This window comes from Paenibacillus sp. FSL H8-0457, from assembly GCF_038051935.1.
Lineage (GTDB): Bacteria > Bacillota > Bacilli > Paenibacillales > Paenibacillaceae > Paenibacillus_AQ > Paenibacillus_AQ lautus_A.
This window is the reverse complement of sequence record NZ_CP150293.1, coordinates 2,162,573-2,182,937: the sequence shown is the minus strand read 5'-3', so window position 1 is coordinate 2,182,937 and position 20,365 is coordinate 2,162,573. Positions and strand designations below refer to the sequence as shown.

General features: G+C 52.3%; 13 protein-coding genes and 1 tRNA gene. 2 read left to right on the top strand and 12 right to left on the bottom strand.

The genetic code is table 11. The annotated features are described in order from the left end of the window. Position 1 precedes the first annotated feature (1 nt). The 9 genes from MHI43_RS09435 to MHI43_RS09395 form a co-directional block, all read right to left on the bottom strand. A complete protein-coding gene (locus MHI43_RS09435) occupies positions 2–3,142 on the bottom strand; it encodes an alpha-amylase family protein (protein WP_036665968.1) in 3,141 nt (1,046 codons plus the stop codon). Continuing rightward, positions 3,139–4,458 carry a glycoside hydrolase family 125 protein gene (locus MHI43_RS09430; protein ID WP_015734277.1) on the bottom strand — a complete coding sequence of 440 codons (1,320 nt, stop codon included), beginning with the start codon at positions 4,456–4,458 and terminating at the stop codon, positions 3,139–3,141. The genes MHI43_RS09435 and MHI43_RS09430 overlap by 4 nt, the downstream gene beginning before the upstream one ends. 21 nt (positions 4,459–4,479) lie before the next feature. Further along, complete coding sequence (locus MHI43_RS09425) at positions 4,480–7,593, bottom strand: alpha-mannosidase (RefSeq protein ID WP_036665970.1); 3,114 nt, start codon at positions 7,591–7,593, stop codon at positions 4,480–4,482. A 3-nt stretch (positions 7,594–7,596) separates the two neighbouring features. After that, positions 7,597–9,894, bottom strand: a complete 2,298-nt coding sequence (locus MHI43_RS09420; protein ID WP_036665971.1) for a glycoside hydrolase family 3 N-terminal domain-containing protein — start codon at positions 9,892–9,894, stop codon at positions 7,597–7,599. A 26-nt stretch (positions 9,895–9,920) separates the two neighbouring features. Beyond that, entirely contained in the window at positions 9,921–10,817 is an 897-nt protein-coding gene (locus MHI43_RS09415) for a carbohydrate ABC transporter permease (protein ID WP_036666173.1), read from the bottom strand. Positions 10,818–10,869: 52 nt separating this feature from the next. Then, positions 10,870–11,799, bottom strand: coding sequence for an ABC transporter permease subunit (locus tag MHI43_RS09410; protein WP_175320733.1), 930 nt, complete (start codon positions 11,797–11,799; stop codon positions 10,870–10,872). Positions 11,800–11,939: 140 nt separating this feature from the next. Further along, complete coding sequence (locus MHI43_RS09405; RefSeq protein ID WP_015734274.1) at positions 11,940–13,418, bottom strand: ABC transporter substrate-binding protein; 1,479 nt, start codon at positions 13,416–13,418, stop codon at positions 11,940–11,942. A 127-nt stretch (positions 13,419–13,545) separates the two neighbouring features. After that, positions 13,546–15,057: a response regulator transcription factor gene (locus tag MHI43_RS09400; RefSeq protein WP_015734273.1), complete on the bottom strand. Its 1,512-nt coding sequence runs from the start codon at positions 15,055–15,057 to the stop codon at positions 13,546–13,548. Beyond that, positions 15,050–16,831 (bottom strand): sensor histidine kinase, encoded by a 1,782-nt coding sequence (locus MHI43_RS09395; RefSeq protein ID WP_341283251.1) that lies wholly within the window; start codon positions 16,829–16,831, stop codon positions 15,050–15,052. The genes MHI43_RS09400 and MHI43_RS09395 overlap by 8 nt, the downstream gene beginning before the upstream one ends. A gap of 225 nt (positions 16,832–17,056) precedes the next feature. Between MHI43_RS09395 and MHI43_RS09390 the strand changes: the two genes are divergently transcribed. Together MHI43_RS09390 and MHI43_RS09385 are read left to right on the top strand one after the other, a co-directional pair. Continuing rightward, positions 17,057–17,395 (top strand): L,D-transpeptidase, encoded by a 339-nt coding sequence (locus tag MHI43_RS09390; protein ID WP_015734271.1) that lies wholly within the window; start codon positions 17,057–17,059, stop codon positions 17,393–17,395. 101 nt (positions 17,396–17,496) lie between these two features. Next, positions 17,497–18,573, top strand: coding sequence for an AI-2E family transporter (locus MHI43_RS09385; RefSeq protein ID WP_036665973.1), 1,077 nt, complete (start codon positions 17,497–17,499; stop codon positions 18,571–18,573). Between the two features lie 75 nt (positions 18,574–18,648). Here the strand turns inward: MHI43_RS09385 and MHI43_RS09380 are convergent, their stop codons facing one another. The 3 genes from MHI43_RS09380 to MHI43_RS09370 all read right to left on the bottom strand — a co-directional run bounded on the left by MHI43_RS09380 (position 18,649) and on the right by MHI43_RS09370 (position 20,036). Then, complete coding sequence (locus MHI43_RS09380; RefSeq protein ID WP_015734269.1) at positions 18,649–19,044, bottom strand: hypothetical protein; 396 nt, start codon at positions 19,042–19,044, stop codon at positions 18,649–18,651. Between the two features lie 19 nt (positions 19,045–19,063). Further along, the gene (locus tag MHI43_RS09375; RefSeq protein WP_036666177.1) at positions 19,064–19,750 is read right to left on the bottom strand and encodes a uracil-DNA glycosylase; all 687 of its coding nucleotides are present in this window, start codon (positions 19,748–19,750) and stop codon (positions 19,064–19,066) included. Between the two features lie 200 nt (positions 19,751–19,950). Further along, positions 19,951–20,036, bottom strand: a tRNA-Leu gene (locus MHI43_RS09370). Positions 20,037–20,365: the final 329 nt, after the last annotated feature.

The window sequence follows — 20,365 nt, the reverse complement described above, 5'->3', positions numbered from 1 at the left end:
GTTAGCCTTTCGATACGGTGATTTCGACTTCATCCGGACGGTACACCGATAACAGGTCGCCGCTCGCATTCACTGCGAACAAGATCGAGCGATCCGCCTCGAGCACGAATGAATAGATAAGGCCGGTTGAAGGATCCTTCACCTCGACGTTCGCATCCCACGATTGCTCTGAGCCGAAGACGAAGAGCGCCCCTTCTTCGAACGTTACTTTGCGTCCGTATACGCCTGAATGTTCTCCGCCTTGATTCCAAATCAGCCCCGTGTCGGCTGCGGACAGCTCCAATGCATGCCGGTACAAAGCCGAAATGGCGTCGATCCGGTCGTTCAGTTCTACCGGAAGCGGGCTCCAGAGCAGACGTCCTGCCCCAAGCTTCACGTCCATGATCGAGTCGCCGGCAGAGTCTGCCGGTTTGGCCCCGCTGCCCGTCGGAATTTCTTTGCTCAGCTCGGCAATTTTGCGGTGCCCATATGAAACGGGCCATGCACGGTCCCCTAAGCGCAAGCTTTCTTCCCGGCGCACATTTGCCAGCTTGCGCTCGCCCAGCTCTGCGGCCATGCGATCAACCGGATGCCAGTAAGCATCCAGACCGATCGGACCGGTCAGGAGCAGCGTGGCTCCCGTTTCCTCCACGATCGTTATCAATTCGGCAAACGCCTGGTCATCCACATTGTGGGCGCTCGGCAGAATGATGAATTTCGCCGGATTGCTGCGCAGCGAGCTTAAATCATATTCCCCAACGGCACGGAACGGCACGTTCAGCTCGTAAGCAAGCGCGCGCGTCGCCTTCGTCGTCGCTTCAAACGCAAGCTTCCGGTTGGAGAAATCGTTGGAATAAGGGAAGATGACCGCGGTCTCTTCAAGCTTCCGGCCTGCAAACAAATCCCGGATGCCTTCCATGAAGGCGCCGAAATCATACGATACGTCCGCTTCCGGTTTCTCCGTGCCATCGGCGCGGACAGCTCCGATATGCGATTCATTGGCATTATCCATGTAGAAGTTCGTGTTCCAGATCCAATGAATGGCTCCTGCGCCACCGGTAGAGAAGGCGTAAGCATACTTGCGCTCCAGCAGGTTCCGAAGCTCGGCTTCGCTCCGCTTCGCCCGGCCGTCCGGTGTTTCCACGTACATAATGCCCGTTTCCTGAATCAGGTTCGGTTTATCCGGGGTTTTGGCAAAGATGCCGTCCCAGATCAAATAGTCGTTGAACCACCAGGAGTGAACCGTCGTATAGTCCACGGCTTCGGCATAGAAGAACGGGGATGGACGCTGTGCGCCAAGCGCCTCGTCTTGTCCGACGGTCACCATATGATCCGGGCACACCGCTTTGATATCTTCATATAATTCCTTGGCCCAGCGGTTATGCATATCCATGGAGAACAATACATAATCGAGCCATTGCCCGCCCTTTTTCCCCTGGTGCATGTCTTGAACGTCAAAATTTATGGCTTGAGGCTCCGGAGGTACCACGGAGTCAAAACCCGGCAGCTGATCGGCCGTCATGTTCCAGCGTTCCTGTAAACGCTCAATCGAGCCGTGACGCTTCTTCAGCCAATCGACATAAGCCTGCCGCTCGAACGGATCCTTCGCCGAACGCGGACCGTCCGAGAAAATTTGCGGCGGATCGAACATGGAAGGCTCGTTGATCAGGTCCCAGTCCACATTCTTCGTGTCTTTGTGCCTTGTCACGATGGAACGTATGAAACGCTTCTGCGCTTCCACGCTTCGCGGATCGAGGTAAGGATTCTGGCCTTCCCATGTCTCCGGCGTGAAGGAGAAGAAGGTAAACGTTACCTGCAGATCATGCTTCTTCGCCGTTAACAGGAAGGCGTCAATCGAACGCATAACCTCCTCGGATGCATGCCCGTCCACCTGCATAATATTGCGATAAGCGGTCCAAATGCCGGTGCGGATCCAGTTGATGCCGGCACCCCGCATTTGCGCCATATCACGATCCCATACATCCGTATTCGGAAGGAACAGGAATTTACGCGCGACATCGGACGTCATGTACGTCATGCCGACAACCGGCAGCGGACGGCCGTCCTTGATGAAGTAATCCCGGTTGCAGGTTACGGGCGAGCCTGCCTGCAGCAGCTGCGGATCAGCTCCCCAGAAGCCTTGTCTCAGCCTGCGGATTTCTCCGTCCGGCCCTTCGGCTTCGCACACCACGCGATAAGCTCCCGGCTTGATATCGAGCGCAACTGGGATGCGCTGTACATGAAATTGTCCGGTCACGTCCACGGTAACGGTATGATTCCATTCGGAAGATTCATCCCCGTCGTGCTTGATAGAGATGCGGAACGTCCAGCTCTGCGGCTCATGAACCGGCAGGCTCCGGCCAAGCCTTTGCGCCTGCAGGGTCAGAATCGCGCGCTCGCCGGACTCGTAGGTCGCATAATTCGGCTTGATCCACAGCTCGGTAATCCCCTTCGCGCAGAATGCCGCCCAGCGGCGCACCTCTGCTCCTCCATCCTGTTCCCAGAAGGAAGCGGTGAGTGGCTGGTTCACAAACAGCCAGCGTCCGCCCAAGAAAGGCCCGCCGACATTTTCCCATAAAACAACCGGAGCGGCGACCTCTCTCCCGTTCGTCGTGCTTCCCTTAAGGAGCGGATAAATCCGGGTATCCATCGGCCCGGCCGATCCCATTTGATGAGGCAGATCACTGCTCTTGGTGACATGCGGAACCAAATTCCACGTATCGCTGACAGTTAACCGTTCCCGGCTGCCCTCCATCAGCGGTATAACGTCGCTTGCAATCAAATGATCGACACGCCCGCTGTCCACGGGCAGCACCTCATGAATATGAAGCTGCTGGTGATACGCCGTCTGTTCGTGCTCCACCACCCAAGCGCCGTCCTCTTTGCGGACAGGACGCTTGAAGGGTGCGCCGCCAACGCTGACCAAGCCGCCGCCGTTTCTCAGAAAGTCCAGAATCGCTCTCCAGGCGGATTTCGGAAAATAAGGCGCGTGCAAATTGACAAAGCTTGCACCTTGTCCGCCTGACGAAGCCAGCGCTTCAGCGAGGTCCTCGGCGCCGCACACCGCATCGAATGCATTCAGAGCCGCGGCGCTAGCCGGCAAACCGGCAGCTTCTGCTGCCGGAAAGGACGGATCATAGAATACAATCAAGCGCCCGCTCATAGAATCCCTGCTTTCATCGCCTGATACACCAATTGCGAGAACAGGCTGTTGGACCAGGCAAACCACGATCTGGTGAAGACTTTCGGATCGTCGGCATGGAACCCTTCATGCATGAAGCCGGTATCGGCATCGGTCGCTTCCAGCAGCGCAATCATCTCCAGCTTCTCTTCTGCCGTCTGCGCCGTAATCCCCTGCATCGACAAGGCCATATGCCAGATATAATCCGGCGGCGTGTGCGGACTGCCGATGCCTTTGGCAACGGTCCCCTCGTAGTAGAAAGGATTTTCTTTGCTGAGCGCGAACCGTCTGGTGTTCTGGTAGATAGGATCATCTGCTGAGCAATATCCCAGATAAGGAATGGACATCAATCCTGGAGTGCCCGCATCATCCATCAGGCAGTAATTTCCGTAACCGTCCGTTTCATAGGCGTAGATCGGACCGAACTCCGGATGACGATAGATGCCGTACAGCTGAATTCCGTGATCCACGTCAGCTTCAAGTCGTTTCAATTCATCCAGCAGTTTCATGTCACGGAATACCCATTCCGCGAATTCCTGCATTTGACGAAGGGCCACAACGGCGAACATGTTCCCCGGAATGTTGTAGTGGAAATCACAGGCATCGTCGCTTGAACGGAAGCCCGACCAGATCATGCCCGTATAATTCACCGGCATGCCGAGACCGTTGTTGCGCAAGGAGTCGGTCGGAATTCCGTTATCCCGCGTGAATCGGTAAGGCGATTTCTCGAAATGGTGCTGTTCGGTTTTAAACAGCTCGATGATTTTGATCATAGCCGACTTAAAGTTGGCGTCGAATACATCCGTCAGGCCGGTTTCCTTCCAGTACAGGTAGGCCAGGCGAACGGAGAAGCACAGCGAATCGATTTCGAATTTGCGCTCCCATACCCATGGCGACATGTCCGTTTCGTCGGTCGTGTTCCAGTGCCAATCGTTGGCCGATTCATTGAAGGCATTGGCATAAGGATCGATATGAATATATTGAAAATGGCGTTTGATCAATCCGCTTAAAATCCGCTGAAGCTGCGGATCGTTCTTGGCAAACGGAATGTAATGGATCACCTGCTCTACCGAATCGCGCAGCCACATGGCAGGGATATCGCCAGTGATCACAAACGTCGTGCCATCCTCCATCAATTTGGTGGTCGTTTCCAGCGTGTTCGGGAACGTGTTCTTGAACAGCTGAAGCAGCTTGGGACGGTGCGCCAGCTTTTCTTCGGCCTCTTGCAAAACCGCCTGAATGGATTGCGGCAGCTCTAGCTCCGGCATTGGTATTTTGGGGAGTCTGAATTGTTCCATGATTTGTTCTGGCTCCTTTGACTAAGTATGTTGTGTGGTCAATTTGATGGTTTTGATCTCGTACGGCAGGAATTGAAGGGTTAACCTTCCTTCCGCGATATCCAGTTGTTCGAGTTCTTCTTCCAAGGCGTTGGATAGATGGACCCTTTCGCAAGGATAAGGCCAGCCCACAGTTGCCGCATCCCGGCCGCCCGCAGACTCATACATCCGAAGGACGTACCCCGTGCCGTCTTCTGCCGGCTTAACGGTATCCAGGATAACGTGATCGCTCTCGAACGGAATAAACGAATGCACGGCAGGCTGCGAACCCTTCTTCGAACCTGTTCTCACCCATGGCAGATCATGATTAAGCTCGGCTGCTTTGCGGACGATTCCGGCGCTTCTCCAGTCTCCGTTATGCGGATAGAGGGAATACGTGAACTCATGCTCTCCCAAATCCGCCGTGACATCCGGCCATTTCGGCGCGCGCAGCAGCGACAGCCGGATCGTGCTGTCTTGAACGTCATATCCGTATTTGCAGTCGTTGATCAGGCTGACGCCGTATCCATGCTCCGACACTTCCGCGAAGCGGTGTCCGCAGACTTCATATTGCGCCTGCTCCCAGCTCGTATTGCGATGGGTCGGTCTCTCAATGGTTCCGAACGGAATCTCGTAGGTGGCCTTCTCGGCAACGACGCCGATCGGGAAACCGACTTTCAACAATTTATGCGATTCGTTCCAGCTGACAAACGTCTTGAAATCGATCCGTCGGTCATGATGATAAAAAATCATATCCTGCGTGATCTCCGACTGATGAATGCGCCAGCGGAAACGCAGCACATCCTGGACTTCGCCCGCAGACACCAGCTTCTTCTCGATCAGCTCGGCATCGCCGGCGGATTGCTCCTCGTAGCGGGTATCGATATCCCACGCATCCCACAGCGTCGGACGGTCATGGAAGAAGTGGAAACGATTCGCGGCTTCGCCCGTCTTGATTACTTCCCGATGTGCTTCTTTATCCCACAGGCTCGTGATTTCGCCGCGCTCGTTAAAGCTGACCTTATAGAAATCCGTTTCCCAAGAATCTGCGAACACTGTAGTAGACTTCTCCGCTGCCTTTCCGTTTCCTGCCGAAGGCTTCAACCAGATGGTCGTGTATCCCAAAGCCGGGATGCCTTGAACATGAACGTTCAAGCGCTGCGAGGTTTCGCCGTTCTCTCCGGATAAGGCATCGAATGGCAGCGGCGCGCCATCCGAATCGTACGGCGTAAGGCCATGCTCTACTTCTAGCGAGATGACGGCGTCTCTTCTCCATCCAAGTCCGTTGAAGATAACATACGGAACGCCTTCCCCTTCTGTATCGGCCTGGTCCGCCAATACCTGAAGCCCGAGATCCAGGCTATGATTTCCTTTTTGGAATACCTCTGCGTATTCCTTCTCGGAGGTCACGTAAGATTCCGTTATCGCAGAACCCGGAATAATATCGTGGAATTGATTCAGCAAAATCAGCTTCCAGCCGTCATGCAGCTCGCTGACGATGCCCTGCTTCTTCTCGTTGTCCATCGACGGGAAAGCCACCGAGTTCCATAGCTCCGCCTCGCGGTACAGGATTTCCGCTTTCCGGTTATGGCGCTTGTTTCGTGCATGCGTCGTATAGGTGCCGCGATGAAGCTCCAGGTATAAATCCCCGCGCCATTTCGGCAGCTTCGGCTGAGCTGCGTCGATCCCGTCAAAAAACTCGGCGGCCGTGCTGTACTTGCTGGCAGGCTGACCGACCATCAGCTCGGCCCGGTTGATGTATTCCAGCATCTCGCGAGTTACGCCTCCGCCGCCGTCGCCGTGTCCATACAGCAGCATCTGCTCCGGATGAACGGCCTTTTGACGGTACGACTGCCAATGCTCGTGAACGTCCTTCGGCAGCGTGTTCTCGTTCACGCCATGGTTCAGATAGGAGAGCATCGGCGTTCCATCGATCCCGACCCAATGGAATAGATCGTATGGGAACACATTCGTATCGTTCCAGCCAAGCTTGGTTGTCATGAAATAACGAATGCCGCCATGCTTCAAGATTTGAGGCAGGGATGCACAGTATCCGAACGTATCCGGCAGCCATTCGATTTGCGATGTCAGGCCGAACTCTTCTTGATAGAAGCGCTGCCCGTACAGCATTTGACGCATGAGGGATTCCCCGCTCGGAATGTTCAGGTCCGGTTCGACCCACATCCCGCCGACCAGCTCCCAGCGCCCTTCCTTGATTCTGGCCTTCACTCTCTCGTACAGCTCGGGATCGTGATCCTTCAGGAATTGGTACAGCAGCGGCTGACTCTGCGCGTACTTGAATTCGGGATATTCGTTCATCAGCGCATCCATCGTGGAGAAGGTGCGGCTTGTTTTTCGTACGGTTTCCCGAACGGGCCACAGCCAGGCGATGTCGATATGGGACTGGCCCACCATATGCTCGGTGCCTTCGGCATGGCCGCCTATGGCTGCGACCGACTGTTTCAGATCATGCTCAATCGCGGTTACCTCGGCACCATCCCGGATGGCAGCGTCATTCAAGCCTACGAAGCGATCCATGGCCTGATACAGCGCCTCCATCATGCGGATGCGCCGCATATCCGTATCCGGCAGCAGGATAAGCGAATCCCGGATCACGGTAGCGGTGTACATCAGGCTCTGGACAGGCACGTTTACGCGCACAAGCAAACTTTGTACGCGGGTAATCGGTGGCTGAATGACAGCCTGCTGATTCAGCGGGTCGACCGGCTCCGGAATCGGATCAAACAATTCGATCTCAAGCTCCATGTTCATTCTGGTGCGCTTCGGATCCAGCTTAACGAAAGTATGATTCCGGTCCAAACCCTGATAAGACGCGCCATTAATGCGCAGCAGCCCCTCGCCCCCGGATTGAAACACGAGCCCAATCGCTCCATCTGCCCACTTTAGGGGTAACTCAAGATTCCTCCGAAAGAAATAGGTTGTCCCCTGCGTGCTCGGAAACCTGTTGAAGTTCTGCCCCTCCGGATAAGGGGCCGTCTCTTCGTACACGCCCGGAACCATGTAAGCGGACCGGGTAATGTTCCAATCTCGAAGCTCCGTCGATTCGAGCCACTGCCGCTCCGACAGTTCGCGTATAAAGCGTCGAATACGTTCCATTGATTAATCCTCCTGTACGGTCAGATCTGCACTAAGCGTATCGTTCACATGCCTGCCTAGCATAACACGGAACAGCCCGGGTTCAACCACCTGCCGGTAATCTTGACCGATATATTGAAGCTGTTCCGGACCGATAGTGAATTCCACCTTGCGCCGCTCTCCGGGCTGCAGGAAAATTTTCTGGAAGCCCTTCAGTTCACGGGCGGGTCTCGTATATTTGCTGGCGGCATCGCTTACGTATAATTGTACAACCTCGGACCCTTCACAGTCACCGCTATTCGTAACGTTCACGGAAACAACCGCCGTACCGTCCGTTCCGATCACTTCCGGAGTCATTTGAATATCCGAATAACTGAATTCGGTATAGCTAAGCCCGTATCCGAACGGATAACGCGGCTGGGAATCCTCTTCAAGGTAACGCTTACCGCGCGACCGCTTGCCGTTATAGTAAACCGGCAGCTGCCCGACATGCTTCGGTATCGACATCGTCAGCTTGCCGGACGGATTCACGTCCCCGAACAAAATGTCCGCTACCGCATGTCCGCCTTCCTGTCCAGGATACCATGCTTCCAGAATCGCATCGGCATGCTCGTCGATCCACGGCTCCGCGATCGGACGGCCGTTGATGTACACCACGATCATCCGCTTGCCAAGCTTATGGATCTCCTGCACCAATTCCAATTGAACGCCGGATAGCTGCAGCGTCATCCGGTCAATGCCTTCGCCGCAATCCATGTCGCTTAAAGCATCGTCCGTGACCTTCGAGGCCCCTGTGCGCAAATCAATCGTGCCTTCGCCAAAATCGCGGGCGCTGGAACCGCCAAGCACCATAACCACGGTATCGGCCTGTTCCGCACAAGTCAATGCGAATTCAAAGCCCTCCCTGGAGTCGTCCTTAATGCGGCATCCCGGAGCGTACAATACGCGCTGCGCTTCTTCTCCCAGTTTCGCGCGGATTCCGCCAAGCACGGTGGTCACGGCTGCCGGCGGCTGAGGAGAGGTGTAGTCTCCAAGCTGATTGTATCCCTGATCGGCATTAGGTCCAATGACGGCAATCACGCCGCCTTCCTTGGATAACGGCAGAGCCTTTGCTTCGTTCTTAAGGAGAACGATGCCTTCTGCCGCAAGCTGCCTGGCAAGTCCGACATGCTGCTCGCTGCCGATCACGTTCTCGGCTGTCTGGGGATCCACGTAAGGATTCTCGAACAATCCGAGCTTGAATTTTAACGTCAATACACGGCGTACGGCCTCGTCCAATACGGAGACCTCCAGCTTGTTTGACTCGACAGCCTTCTGAAGATGCTTGCCGAACATCTCGCCAGACATCTCCATATCGATGCCGGCGCGGATGGCCTGCACAGCGGCATCCATTCCGTCTTCGGCGGTATCATGGCCGCTGGCCAGCATATCGATGGCGCCGCAGTCGGTGATTACCATGCCGTCAAAACCCCACTCCTTGCGGAGAATGCCGTCAAGCAGCTCCGTATTGACGGTGCATGGCACGCCGTCAATCTCGTTATAGGCGGGCATAATGGAGGCCGCTCCCGCTTCCACGGCCTTCTTGAACGGCAGCATGTCCGCTTCCATCAGCTCACGCGTGCCCATGTGCACGGGTCCGGCATTTCTCCCGCCTTCCGAGCTGCCATAGCCAACGAAATGCTTCAAGGTCGCCGCAACGCTGCTCGGGCTGTCCAGGGACTCGCCCTGAAGGCCTTCCACCGATGCGACCGCATATTCGCTGATCAGGTACGGGTCTTCACCGAAGCATTCCTCGGTACGTCCCCATCTTGGATCGCGCACGACGTCGAGCACTGGCGAATAGGTGACCGCGCCGCCCTGGCTGCGTGTTTCCAGCGCGACGGCCCGGCACATGTCGCGGTATAAATCCACGTTCCACGTGCTCCCGATGGACAACGGCACCGGAAAGACCGTGCCGCCGATGGCCATGTGACCATGCGAGCATTCTTCCCCGATCAGGATCGGAATGCCAAGTCGAGACTGCTCAACGGCGTACCGCTGGATGTGATTGACGGCTTCCGCTCCTTCACGCGGAGAAAGACCGGTCTCAAGTGTTACACCGGTCCATGGATCGGCGCGAAGGGTCCCGTAAAGGGATCCGACGCCGCCATTTTTAACTTGCTCTTTAAATGAATCCGTTAATGTAATCTGACCTTCATTCACCTCATAGGTCTTCCAGCCGAACGGCTGGATCAACTGCCCCACCTTTTCCTGCAGGTTCATCAGGCCAAGCAGATGTTCCACTCTTTCCGCAATGGGTTTACGGGGATCTTTATAAGTCATCTTATACCCTCCGGTACTTGAAGAATTTATTCTTTAACCGCGCCGATGGTCAGACCTTGAATGAAGTAGCGCTGGAAGAACGGATATGCCAGAATAATCGGTCCGGTTGCCAGAACGACCATCGCCATCCGCGAAGTATCCTGCGGCATGCTCTGAAGAGCGGCCATGCTAAGGGATGAGTTCTGCGAGTTCTGCAGGATGAACTGCATGCTGGTTTCGATCCGCATGAGCATGGATTGCAGCGGAACCAGGTTCGGATCGTCGATGTAGAGCAATGCGTTGAACCAATCGTTCCAATACCCAAGCGTGCTGAACAAACCGATGGTAGCCAGACCCGGCAGGGATAGCGGCAATACCAGCTTGTAGAAAATCTTAAATTCGCTCGCACCGTCGATTTTACCGGATTCGATGATGGCGTCCGGCACGCTGGTGCTGTAGAACGTACGCAGAATCATGATATAGAAGGCGTTGAGCGCCAAAGGCAGAATCAAAGCCCAGATGGAATCTTTCAGGCCCAGCAATTGCGTTGCTACGATATAAGTCGGTACCAGACCCCCGTTGAACAGCATTGTGAAAAATGCGAAGAACGAGAAGAAGTTCCGGTATCTGAACCCTTTGCGGGAGATGGCATAAGCATAAAGCGAAATGATAAACAGACTGAGCAGCGTACCTACGACCGTGACAAAGATCGTTACGCCGTAAGAACGAAGAAGCGTGTCGCCTGTCTGGAATACGTATTTGTAAGCTTCAAGACTCCATTTCTCCGGCCAGATTTGGTATCCGTTTCGGGCCAGTGAGCCTTCGTCTGTAAATGAGATGATCATAACGAACAGGAACGGAAATACACACAGGAACGAGAAAATACCGGCAATCAGGTTGAATACGACATTCCACCCGGATGAAAGCTGATGGAAATCTTTCATCTTGCTTTTCGATTTGAACACATCACATACCCCCTTCTTGATGATTGATCGATTAGAACAATGCGTTATCCTTGTCGTATTTACGAACGATATAGTTGGATACCATAACCAGAATAAATCCGACAACCGACTGGTACAGACCCGCAGCAGTACTCATGCCGATCTCGCCCGTTGTTTTCAGACCGCGATATACATAGGTATCAATGACGTTCGTTACGGAATACAAGGTTCCCGAATCCCTTGGCACTTGATAGAAGAGACCAAAGTCAGCGTAGAAGATTTTACCGATCGCAAGAAGAGTCAAAATGGTCATCAGCGGTTTCAGCATCGGAAGCGTGATGGCTTTAATCTGCTGCCATTTGTTCGCTCCGTCAATCATCGCCGCCTCGTACAAGGATTTGTCGATCCCCATGATCGCCGCCAGATAGACGACGCTGTTATAACCTACGGATTTCCACAAACTGATCAACGTCAGGAATATCGGCCAATACTTGGCTTCGGAATACCACTGAACCGGCTCCATGCCGAACCAGCCCAGAATCTGATTCAGCATCCCTTTGTCCATGCTCAGGAAACTGAATGCGAAGTAACCTACGATAACCCAGGACAGGAAGTACGGCAGAAACATGCCGGTTTGATAGACTTTAGCCAATTTCTTGTTCACGATTTCAGACAATACGATAGCCAGCGCTACGGATAGAATGAGACCTAATATGATGAACACGAAATTATAAAGAACGGTGTTGCGCGTAATGATGTAAGCATCGTTGGTACTGAACAGGAATTTAAAGTTTTGGAATCCTACCCATTCACTATTAACGATACTTGCCCAGAACCCGTCTCGGCTAAAGCGGTATTCCTTAAATGCAATAATGGTCCCGAACATGGGCAAATATGAGAATAAGAGAAACCACAGGGTCCCCGGCAAAACCATGAACAGCATGGCCTTATTCGTCATAATATTTTTGAAAAACTGTCCGATTGCTCTCACGCTTACCCCTCCTCGTGATGTGCATGAAATGAACAAAAGAAGGGCGGTGAACATCCGCCGCCCCGTCCTTGTTCATGCTGCAGCGGCATCTGCTGCCCCTTAAGGCAGGCAGGCCGCTTCATGCATTGTTATTACTTGCTTGCTTTCCAAGCATCAATTTGGCTTTGTGCTTCAGCGATGATCTTATCCAGACCAGCAGCTTTCAGCTTTTCATTCGCTTTTGGCAGGAACTCTTCAGGATTGACGGTACCTGTCATCAGCGGCGCCCAGAACTCTTCTTTTACGTTGTTGACAGCAGCGAGTTCTGTGGATACTTTGGTTGGATCGAAGTTGAAACCGAGAAGCGGAGCAGGCTGGCCGGACTCGTTAAACTTCTTGAACTCTTCCCATTTGTTCTCAGGATCTTCAGGATTCAAGTAAGTCAGCATGACATTGCCAAGCGCAAAAGTAGGCATGTCGTAGTTTTTCGATTCTGGCAAGTTTTCCATTACGTTCTCGCTAAGCTTCTTGTAGTGCACGCCTTCGATACCGGAGTCAACCAGGTTACGAAGATATACGTCGGTGTTCAGCAGGTTCAGGAACTCCATTGCTTTCTCAGGGTATTTCGAGTTTGCGGAAATCGCTTGCATCGAACCCATAACCGACCAGTTAAAGATGTTTGCATCGCCGGCAGGAGTAGATACGACCGGATAGCCGTAGCTTTGGCTCCACAGGTTGTCCGCGAATGGCTGTGTAGCCGCACGGTCCGTGAACCAGTTGCCGGATGTCATCAGATCTTGCGTCGAAGTTGTTGTTGCAGCTTCTGGGGAGATGTATCCCGCTTTGTAGTACTTGTTCATCAACTTCAGCATGTCCATCGTTTCCGGCATTTCGAGGAAGTTCACGACTTTCAGTTCTTCCTTGTCGTCCAGGTATACGGCCATTGGCATTTTTTCGATGATGTAGTCAAATGGAAGCAATGGTCCGAAGTCTTTGCTGATGGCCAAAGGAACGACGTTCGGTTCGTTTTCCTTGATCGTTTTGAGCAGCGGCTCCAAGCTTTCCATCGATTTTACGTTCGAAATATCGAGATTGTATTTATCGAGCAATGTTTTGTTAAAGCGCCATGCTTCTTGAGCAGGAAGTTCTTTGTTGGCCGGAATCGCATAGTTGTGTCCGTCAACCTTGGAACCTTCCAGGAACGCCGGATCGATTGCTTCTTTAATGCCTTTTCCGTGGCTTTCGATCAGCTCGTCCAATTCCATGAATGCGCCTTTACGTGCGTTCTGCACATAATCGAACGCCCATGAGCTCGTGAACAGGATATCCATCGGTTCGCCGGAAGCTGCCATAACCTGCATCTTCTGGTTGTAATCCCCGAAGTCGATCATTTTCATGTCAACGGTTACACCAATCTTCTCAGCAGTGTATTTATTGATTTCTGCCTCAACCTTGTCAACATCCTTTTGAGGTGTTCCGATGGTGTACCAGATCAGCTCAACCGGTTTCTCGGCAGTTCCCCCGCCGTTTCCTGCACTCTCTTCTTTATTGCCTCCGCATGCAGACAACAGCATGGACGCGGACAATAAAAGCGTTAGCGGCAGGAGCCATTTCTTTTTCGATTTACTCATGTTTATCCTCCCTTTTGAATCCTTGTGTCTCTACACATATAAGGTTATCCCATGAAAGCAGTTTCACATAGGCGAAAAATTAAAGGTATTATGGTGAAAATAAAGAAAAAAACTCTGATTCTATCAATCAGAGCATTCCTCTAAAATCCCTCGGCGATACGCCGACGAATTTTTTGAACTGTTTATAGAAATAACCGGTTTCCCAATAACCGACATTTTTTGCGATATCCTGCACTTTTGTCGAAGAGTTCCGAAGCAGTTCCTTGGCCCGCTCAATCCGGTACCGGTTAATGTACTCCGTGAAGTTTTCTCCCGTCTCTTTATGGAACAAATGACCCAGATAGACCGGATGGATATGATAGTTAGCTCCCAGCACCTTCAAGGACAAATCCTCGTTGTAATGGTGCTGGATATGATTCAGAATCTGCTGGATGACAGGACTCTTCACGTCATTGTTGAGCGAATCGACCAGCCCGCCGACCCCATCCTTCACCGCTTTGATCAGATCGTCGATCGATACGGAATCCATAATATCGGTAATGGTGTTTTTCACGAAATCAGGGGCGGCCGTATACTGGATATCGTTCAGCTCCAGTTTCAGGCGAATGACCATTTCGACCGCGATGCTCTTCAAGGTTGTCGGGTTCATTCCCTGGGTGTGGCGAAGCCGGTCAAAATCGCTGTCGATCAGATCGAACAGCACCTGCTTGTCCCTTCCGGCGATACCTTTGGCATAATCGGGCCACTGTACCGAATAGGATTCCGCCGCTTCTCCCTTTTTGGCCTGAACATCAACATAATCCACGTAGGAGGGCTGCTCCAGAACAAGATAATATTCCTGGGCTTCCTTGGCATGGAGATAACTGTCCTTGTAATTCCCGCCGAGGCTCTCCACGCTGCCGAGCGAAATGCTCAGCTCTTCTTCATAGCACTGCTCCCGCACCTGCTGCAGCAGGCGGATTGCCCTCGCTTTTTCCGTATCCGGGTCTTTCATCATGAAGATGACCACATGATCGCCGTCGTTGTCCCGGAAATACAGAACGCCCGGTTCCTGGTCCATTAATTGATACAGGCAGTTCTCCAGCGGCGTGAAGTCCGCTCTCAGGATAGATGCCATAACATAGGGCAAATTGAGATTCAATCCCAGAAGGGTCGCCCGCTCCTCCAGCTCCTCCGGCTCGATCCGGTCGGTGATCCAGCGATACAGGATGTTGCTCCGCAAAATATTGATGTCATACTCGTCCAGTCTCATTTCCCTTCTGGAATTGTTCATTTTATCCGTTGTGCTTGCAATCGTTTCTTCCAGTTCCTTGAGGTTGATCGGCTTGAGCAGATAATTCTCGATCCCGAGCCGCATGCCTTCCTTCAAATAGGCAAAGTCGTCGAAACCGCTCAGGATAATCACTTTCAGATTACGGTTTAATTTGCGTGCGCCCTCGATCAATTCAAGCCCCGTCATCACGGGCATCGATATATCCGTTATAAGAATGTCGACCGGGACGACCGCCATCTTCTCCAGTGCCTGACGGCCGTTCTCCGCATGACCAACCACCTCGATGCCATACTTCGACCAATCCACGACATCAACCAATCCCTCTATAATGAACGGCTCATCGTCCACGATAAATACCTTATACATCGTTATTCATCTTCCTCTCTGTCACCGGAAATTTCACTGTCACCGTCGTTCCGTTACCCGGCTCACTCTGGATGTCCATTCCGTACGAACTTCCATATGTCAGCTTTAATCGCTCATTCACGCTCCGCAGACCAAACGATTCTCCGCTCGACTCGGCCACATCCAGCCGGGATTTGATGTCCTCGAGCCGCTGCGGCGGGATCCCTTTTCCGTTGTCCTTGATCTCGATATGGACCTCGTCATCCTCCTGCGTCGCGTTGATGGTCAGCCAGTTATCGTCCTGATCGCTGCGCAGGCCGTGAACGATATAATTCTCAATCAGCGGCTGCAGCGACATTTTGATCATCGGCACATGCTTGATTTGATCGTCGCAGTGCATTTTGTAAATATACTTGTCCTTATAGCGAATGCGAAACAGCTCCAGATAAAGCCTGCACGCCTCCAGCTCATCCTTCAGCGTGTAGTGGGACTTATGCTGAACGATATTCTTGAAGAGCATCGACAAGCTGTAGATCATATCGCCGACGTCCTGCGCCCCCTGCGAGAGAGCCCTCATTCGAATCACTTCAAGCGTGTTGTATAAAAAATGCGGGTTGATTCTAGCCTGCAGCGCAGACAGCTCCGCATTCTTCTGGTTAATCTCCGCTTTATACACCTTATCGATGTAACGGGAAAGCTCATCCAGCATTTCATTGAAGCTGCCTGCGATTTGCCCCAGCTGATCGTCCTTGGTATCCTGCATCCGGGCCACGAACTCTCCCTTCTCGACCTTGCGCATAAAACGAATAATGTTATCGGTTCGTCGGGAGTAATTGACGATCATCAGGGAAGGGATGGACACCGCAATCACGATGCATAGTAGGGCCGCAATGATAATGGTGCTCTGCAAGCCATGGAACGATTCCGCAATTTCGCGCTTGGGCGTGATGCCCACCACCGTATAGCCTGCCTGATTATGGGCTGCCGTTGTAATATAGGATTCCTCATCGAGGGTCACGGTTTCCTTGGAATTCAGCAGCTGGTCGGCATACGGATACTTCTCGCCGTAATATTTGCCGGAGGAGTCAAACATCACGCGGCCGTCGCCCGACAACACCAGAACGGAGCCCTTCAGGGAATCGTCGCTGTTGTTCAGCACGGCATCCAGCGCTTCCGTTCGATACAAAATAAGCAGCTGTCCTAGATTTTTGTAAGTGGTCATATCATTAATCGGGCTTCGGATCGAGAACAACGGCAATGTCATGTCCCCGGCCAGCTTGCGTATCCATAGATTCGGCAATGTGACGCTCTGGCTTTCGAGTGCCATCACGTCGGGAATGTAGGAATGCGTGGCATTCGCCTGATACAGCCTTGTCATGCTGCCCTGCTTGTACACGTAGACATACTGCTTCTCCGCGCTGTACAGCATGATGTTCTCTATATCCGGATCATCGTCAAGCCTCTGCTTGAAATAAGCGACTACGCTGTCCGAATTGGACTGCCCCCCGCCCGCGATCCGATTCATTCGCTTGGCCATATACTCGTTAAACGAGTTCATGAGGAAATAGGAGGTGTCAATGCCCAAAGAGCTGTTGCGGTATAAGTCGTTCACATAGGACTGGGCATTCTCGTATTTTTGATTCAGGTGTCGTTCCACCCGCTCCACCGCGCTCCGCTGGATGTCCAGCTCGCTGCGGACGGCCGATTGAAACAAGAAGTAATACATAAGAAACGATAAGGTGACGATGGTAACTACCGCAATCAGGGCGATTAACAGCAGCATCTTGGTAAACATATTATTTTTAATATATTTTAGATATAGCCTTGCGGGAGACATCGGCTTCCCCTTCCTGGTGTAAACGTTGTAACTGCTTAACATATTAAATATAACATCGGCCAACCGTCCTCAACGGATGAAATTTCTACCAAGTTATGAAGGTGTAATTTGCCTATTTTAGACCATTTTGGGGCCGATCTCCCCTCTGTTTCATAGCATGTATTTTGAAGGAGATGGATGATCATGCCTCAATACCGCATTATTGTCGATTTGTCCGACTTTCAGCTGCACCTGCTCGACGGCAACATCGTGGTACGCACGTTCCCGGTTGCCATCGGCAAAATGGCTACGCAATCGCCGCCCGGCAATTACACCATCGTCAACAAACAACCGAATCCCGGCGGTCCTTTCGGGGCTTACTGGTTAGGTTTGTCCAAACCCCACTACGGCATCCATGGCACGAATGACCCTTCATCCATCGGACGCTCCGTTTCCCATGGCTGCATTCGGATGTATAACGAGGACGTGGTGGAGCTCGCTTCCCTCGTGCCCATCCACACCAGGGTCACCCTACGAAACTAATAACATAAACTGGTGATTTCAAATCCCTCCAAATTGGTTAAATACAAATGTTACATGGTACCCGTGTATTTTACCTACTCGTTGTTATGGAGGGATTGCCCATGATGCAGAGCAAATATTTCAGGACATGCTTTGGCATAATCGCGCTGCTCTTAATCATCTTCCTAGGAGCCGAAATCAGCTTCTTGTTTCGCCCCATCGTCTCCATGTTCAACATGCTGATCGTTCCGGTGGCCATGGCCGGCTTCTTCTATTATCTGCTCAGGCCGATCGTGGACTACCTGGAGCGACGCAAAATCAAACGATCCATCGGCGTCCTGATGCTGTATTTCGTGTTTGCCGGTCTCTGCGCGATCTTTGGCATCGTCGTATGGCCGACGCTCCGTGAACAGATTGAAAACTTCATCAGCAACGCCCCCTTCCTGGTTGAGGGCGTGGAGGAGCAGATCGACCAGCTTCAACAAAATCAATTCTGGTCCCGCTATATACCAACGGAATCCGAATTGTCTACCTCCCTAACGGAATACATGAACCGGATCATCACATGGATCAGCAATTCCATCAATAACCTGATTTCCGTTGTATCCGGCGTCGTTGTCATTATCGCTACGATTCCAATCATTTTGTACTACATGCTGAAGGAAGGCAGCAAGCTCCCGCCAAGACTGCTCAGCGTCCTGCCCAGACGATACCGCCGCGACGGCCAGGAGGTGCTGGGCGAGATCGATACGGCACTCAGCAATTTTATTATCGGCAAAGTGATCCTGAATCTTATACTTAGCGTCATGATCTATATCGGATTTTTGATTATCGGACTGCCCTATTCCCTGCTCTTGACGGTGATCTCCTTCTTCTTGAATTTCATCCCGTACATCGGTGCGCTGCTGGCGACCGTTCCTGTCGTCATCATCGGATTTATCGAATCGCCCTCCATCGCGATATGGTCCGTCGTGGTCATTGTCATCGCCCAACAGATTCAAGACAATATTCTGACGCCCGTCATCTACGGGAAACAGCTGGATATTCACCCGCTGACTACGGTTGTCCTCATTCTTGTAGGCGGCGACTTCTTCGGACTGCTCGGCATCCTGCTGGCCATTCCGGCCTACATGATCATCAAAATTATCGCGGTGCGAATTTACGAGCTGTTCCTCGCCGAAAAAGTAGAGGACGCATGATGGCGCCTCACAGCAAAAAAGGATGTCCCCGCCAACTTTGCGCTGGCTAGTGGGACATCCTTTATTTTAAAAGAATCACGCATTGCCGCGCAGGGATCGAACCACGAAATCATGCTCGTCCTTACGCAATATCGTGCCATTCGACAGTGTGACGGTATCCTCATCGTGAGATGTCAGGATGGCCTGGGAAGACACCAGCTGGTTGCCCCTCCATACCATGACGCAGGATCCAAAATAAACGGCATTATCGAATTGAATGGTATGACTCACGACATAACCGATGGAGTTCAGGGCCGGATAGGAGTTCCTCGGCATAATTCTATGAATGGCTCGAAACGGAATGATAAGCTCCCCCGGGCCTAGAATCACTTTCTCCTGAACGGGATCCCACCCTTTCAGCACACCTTCAACCGTGCTTTTCGCCCCGTCTAGACGCTGAATGACAACATGACGACCAATCCAATGCTTCATGAAGGTCACCTCTCGCGGATTATTCATCTCCATCGTCCGGCGTGTTCGGGATGTCCCAATTCACCGGATCCATACCCTCTTGCATTAAAAAAGCATTCGATGCTGAAAATGGACGGCTGCCGAAGAATCCTTTGTGCGCTGCAAACGGGCTCGGATGACTGGACTCAAGCACCTTGTGACGGCTTCGGTCTATGAAGGATCCTTTCTTCTGTGCATAACTGCCCCATAATATAAACACTATGGGCCTTTCACGTTCATTCAGTTTCGCGATGACCTTATCGGTGAAGGTCTCCCACCCGATGCCTTTATGCGAGTTCGGCTCGCCCTCGCGAACCGTCAGCACGGCATTAAGCAGCAGAACTCCCTGGTCCGCCCATGATTGCAAGGACCCATGATTCGGAGCCGAAATCCCCAGATCCGATGAAAGCTCCTTATGTATATTGCGTAAAGACGGAGGAATCGCAACCCCGGGCGAGACGGAAAAACTCAGTCCCTGCGCCTGCCGGCGACCGTGATAAGGGTCTTGTCCCAAAATAACGACCTTCGTCGATTGGTACGATGTTTGCTGCAGAGCCCGAAATATATCTTCCTTGGGAGGATACACCGTACTGCGCCGGTACTCTTCATCCACCCGTTCCATCAAAGCTTGAAAATAAGGCTTATCCACTTCTCCCTGCAGGATAAGGTCCCAATCATTGTTAAACATCCGCATGTCTCCTCTCCCTCCTCCTCACGCAGGTCAGCATGGAATCATAAAAGAAATGCGATCACTTTAATCAGGACGCGGCATCTTCCGCTTCGGTCCGCAGGAACAACGCCCGCTGATGAATTTGCGTCGATTTAAAAAATAAGCCGGCACCCATGCAGGGGCCGACTTATTTTGCATCATACCAGACGCTGTTATAATGCCGAGGACGGGGGTCGAACCCGTACGGTAGTCACCTACCGCAGGATTTTAAGTCCTGTGCGTCTGCCAATTCCGCCACCCCGGCATATTGTATCCGCGCATGTTCCTAGCGTCGTTCACGTTCACTTGAAAAGCCCGAAGGTACGCGTGGAATTCGCAATATTTTGCGAATCATCCCGAAATCTAGGTGTGCACATTTCGTCTTAGCGACAAAATCGATAATACCATGTACAACCATATGATGTCAATATATGAAACTCATAATTTTTCGCATCACCCCGGGCCAAGCATTTATCTCGATGAACTAGCGCCTTCGCTCTGCTTGTAGGTACTGACAGCAAATCAAGGGGCTCCTTCGCAATCGGCGCGCTTGCTTTCCCCGCTGGAGCTTCCTATAGAATAATTTCTCGGTTA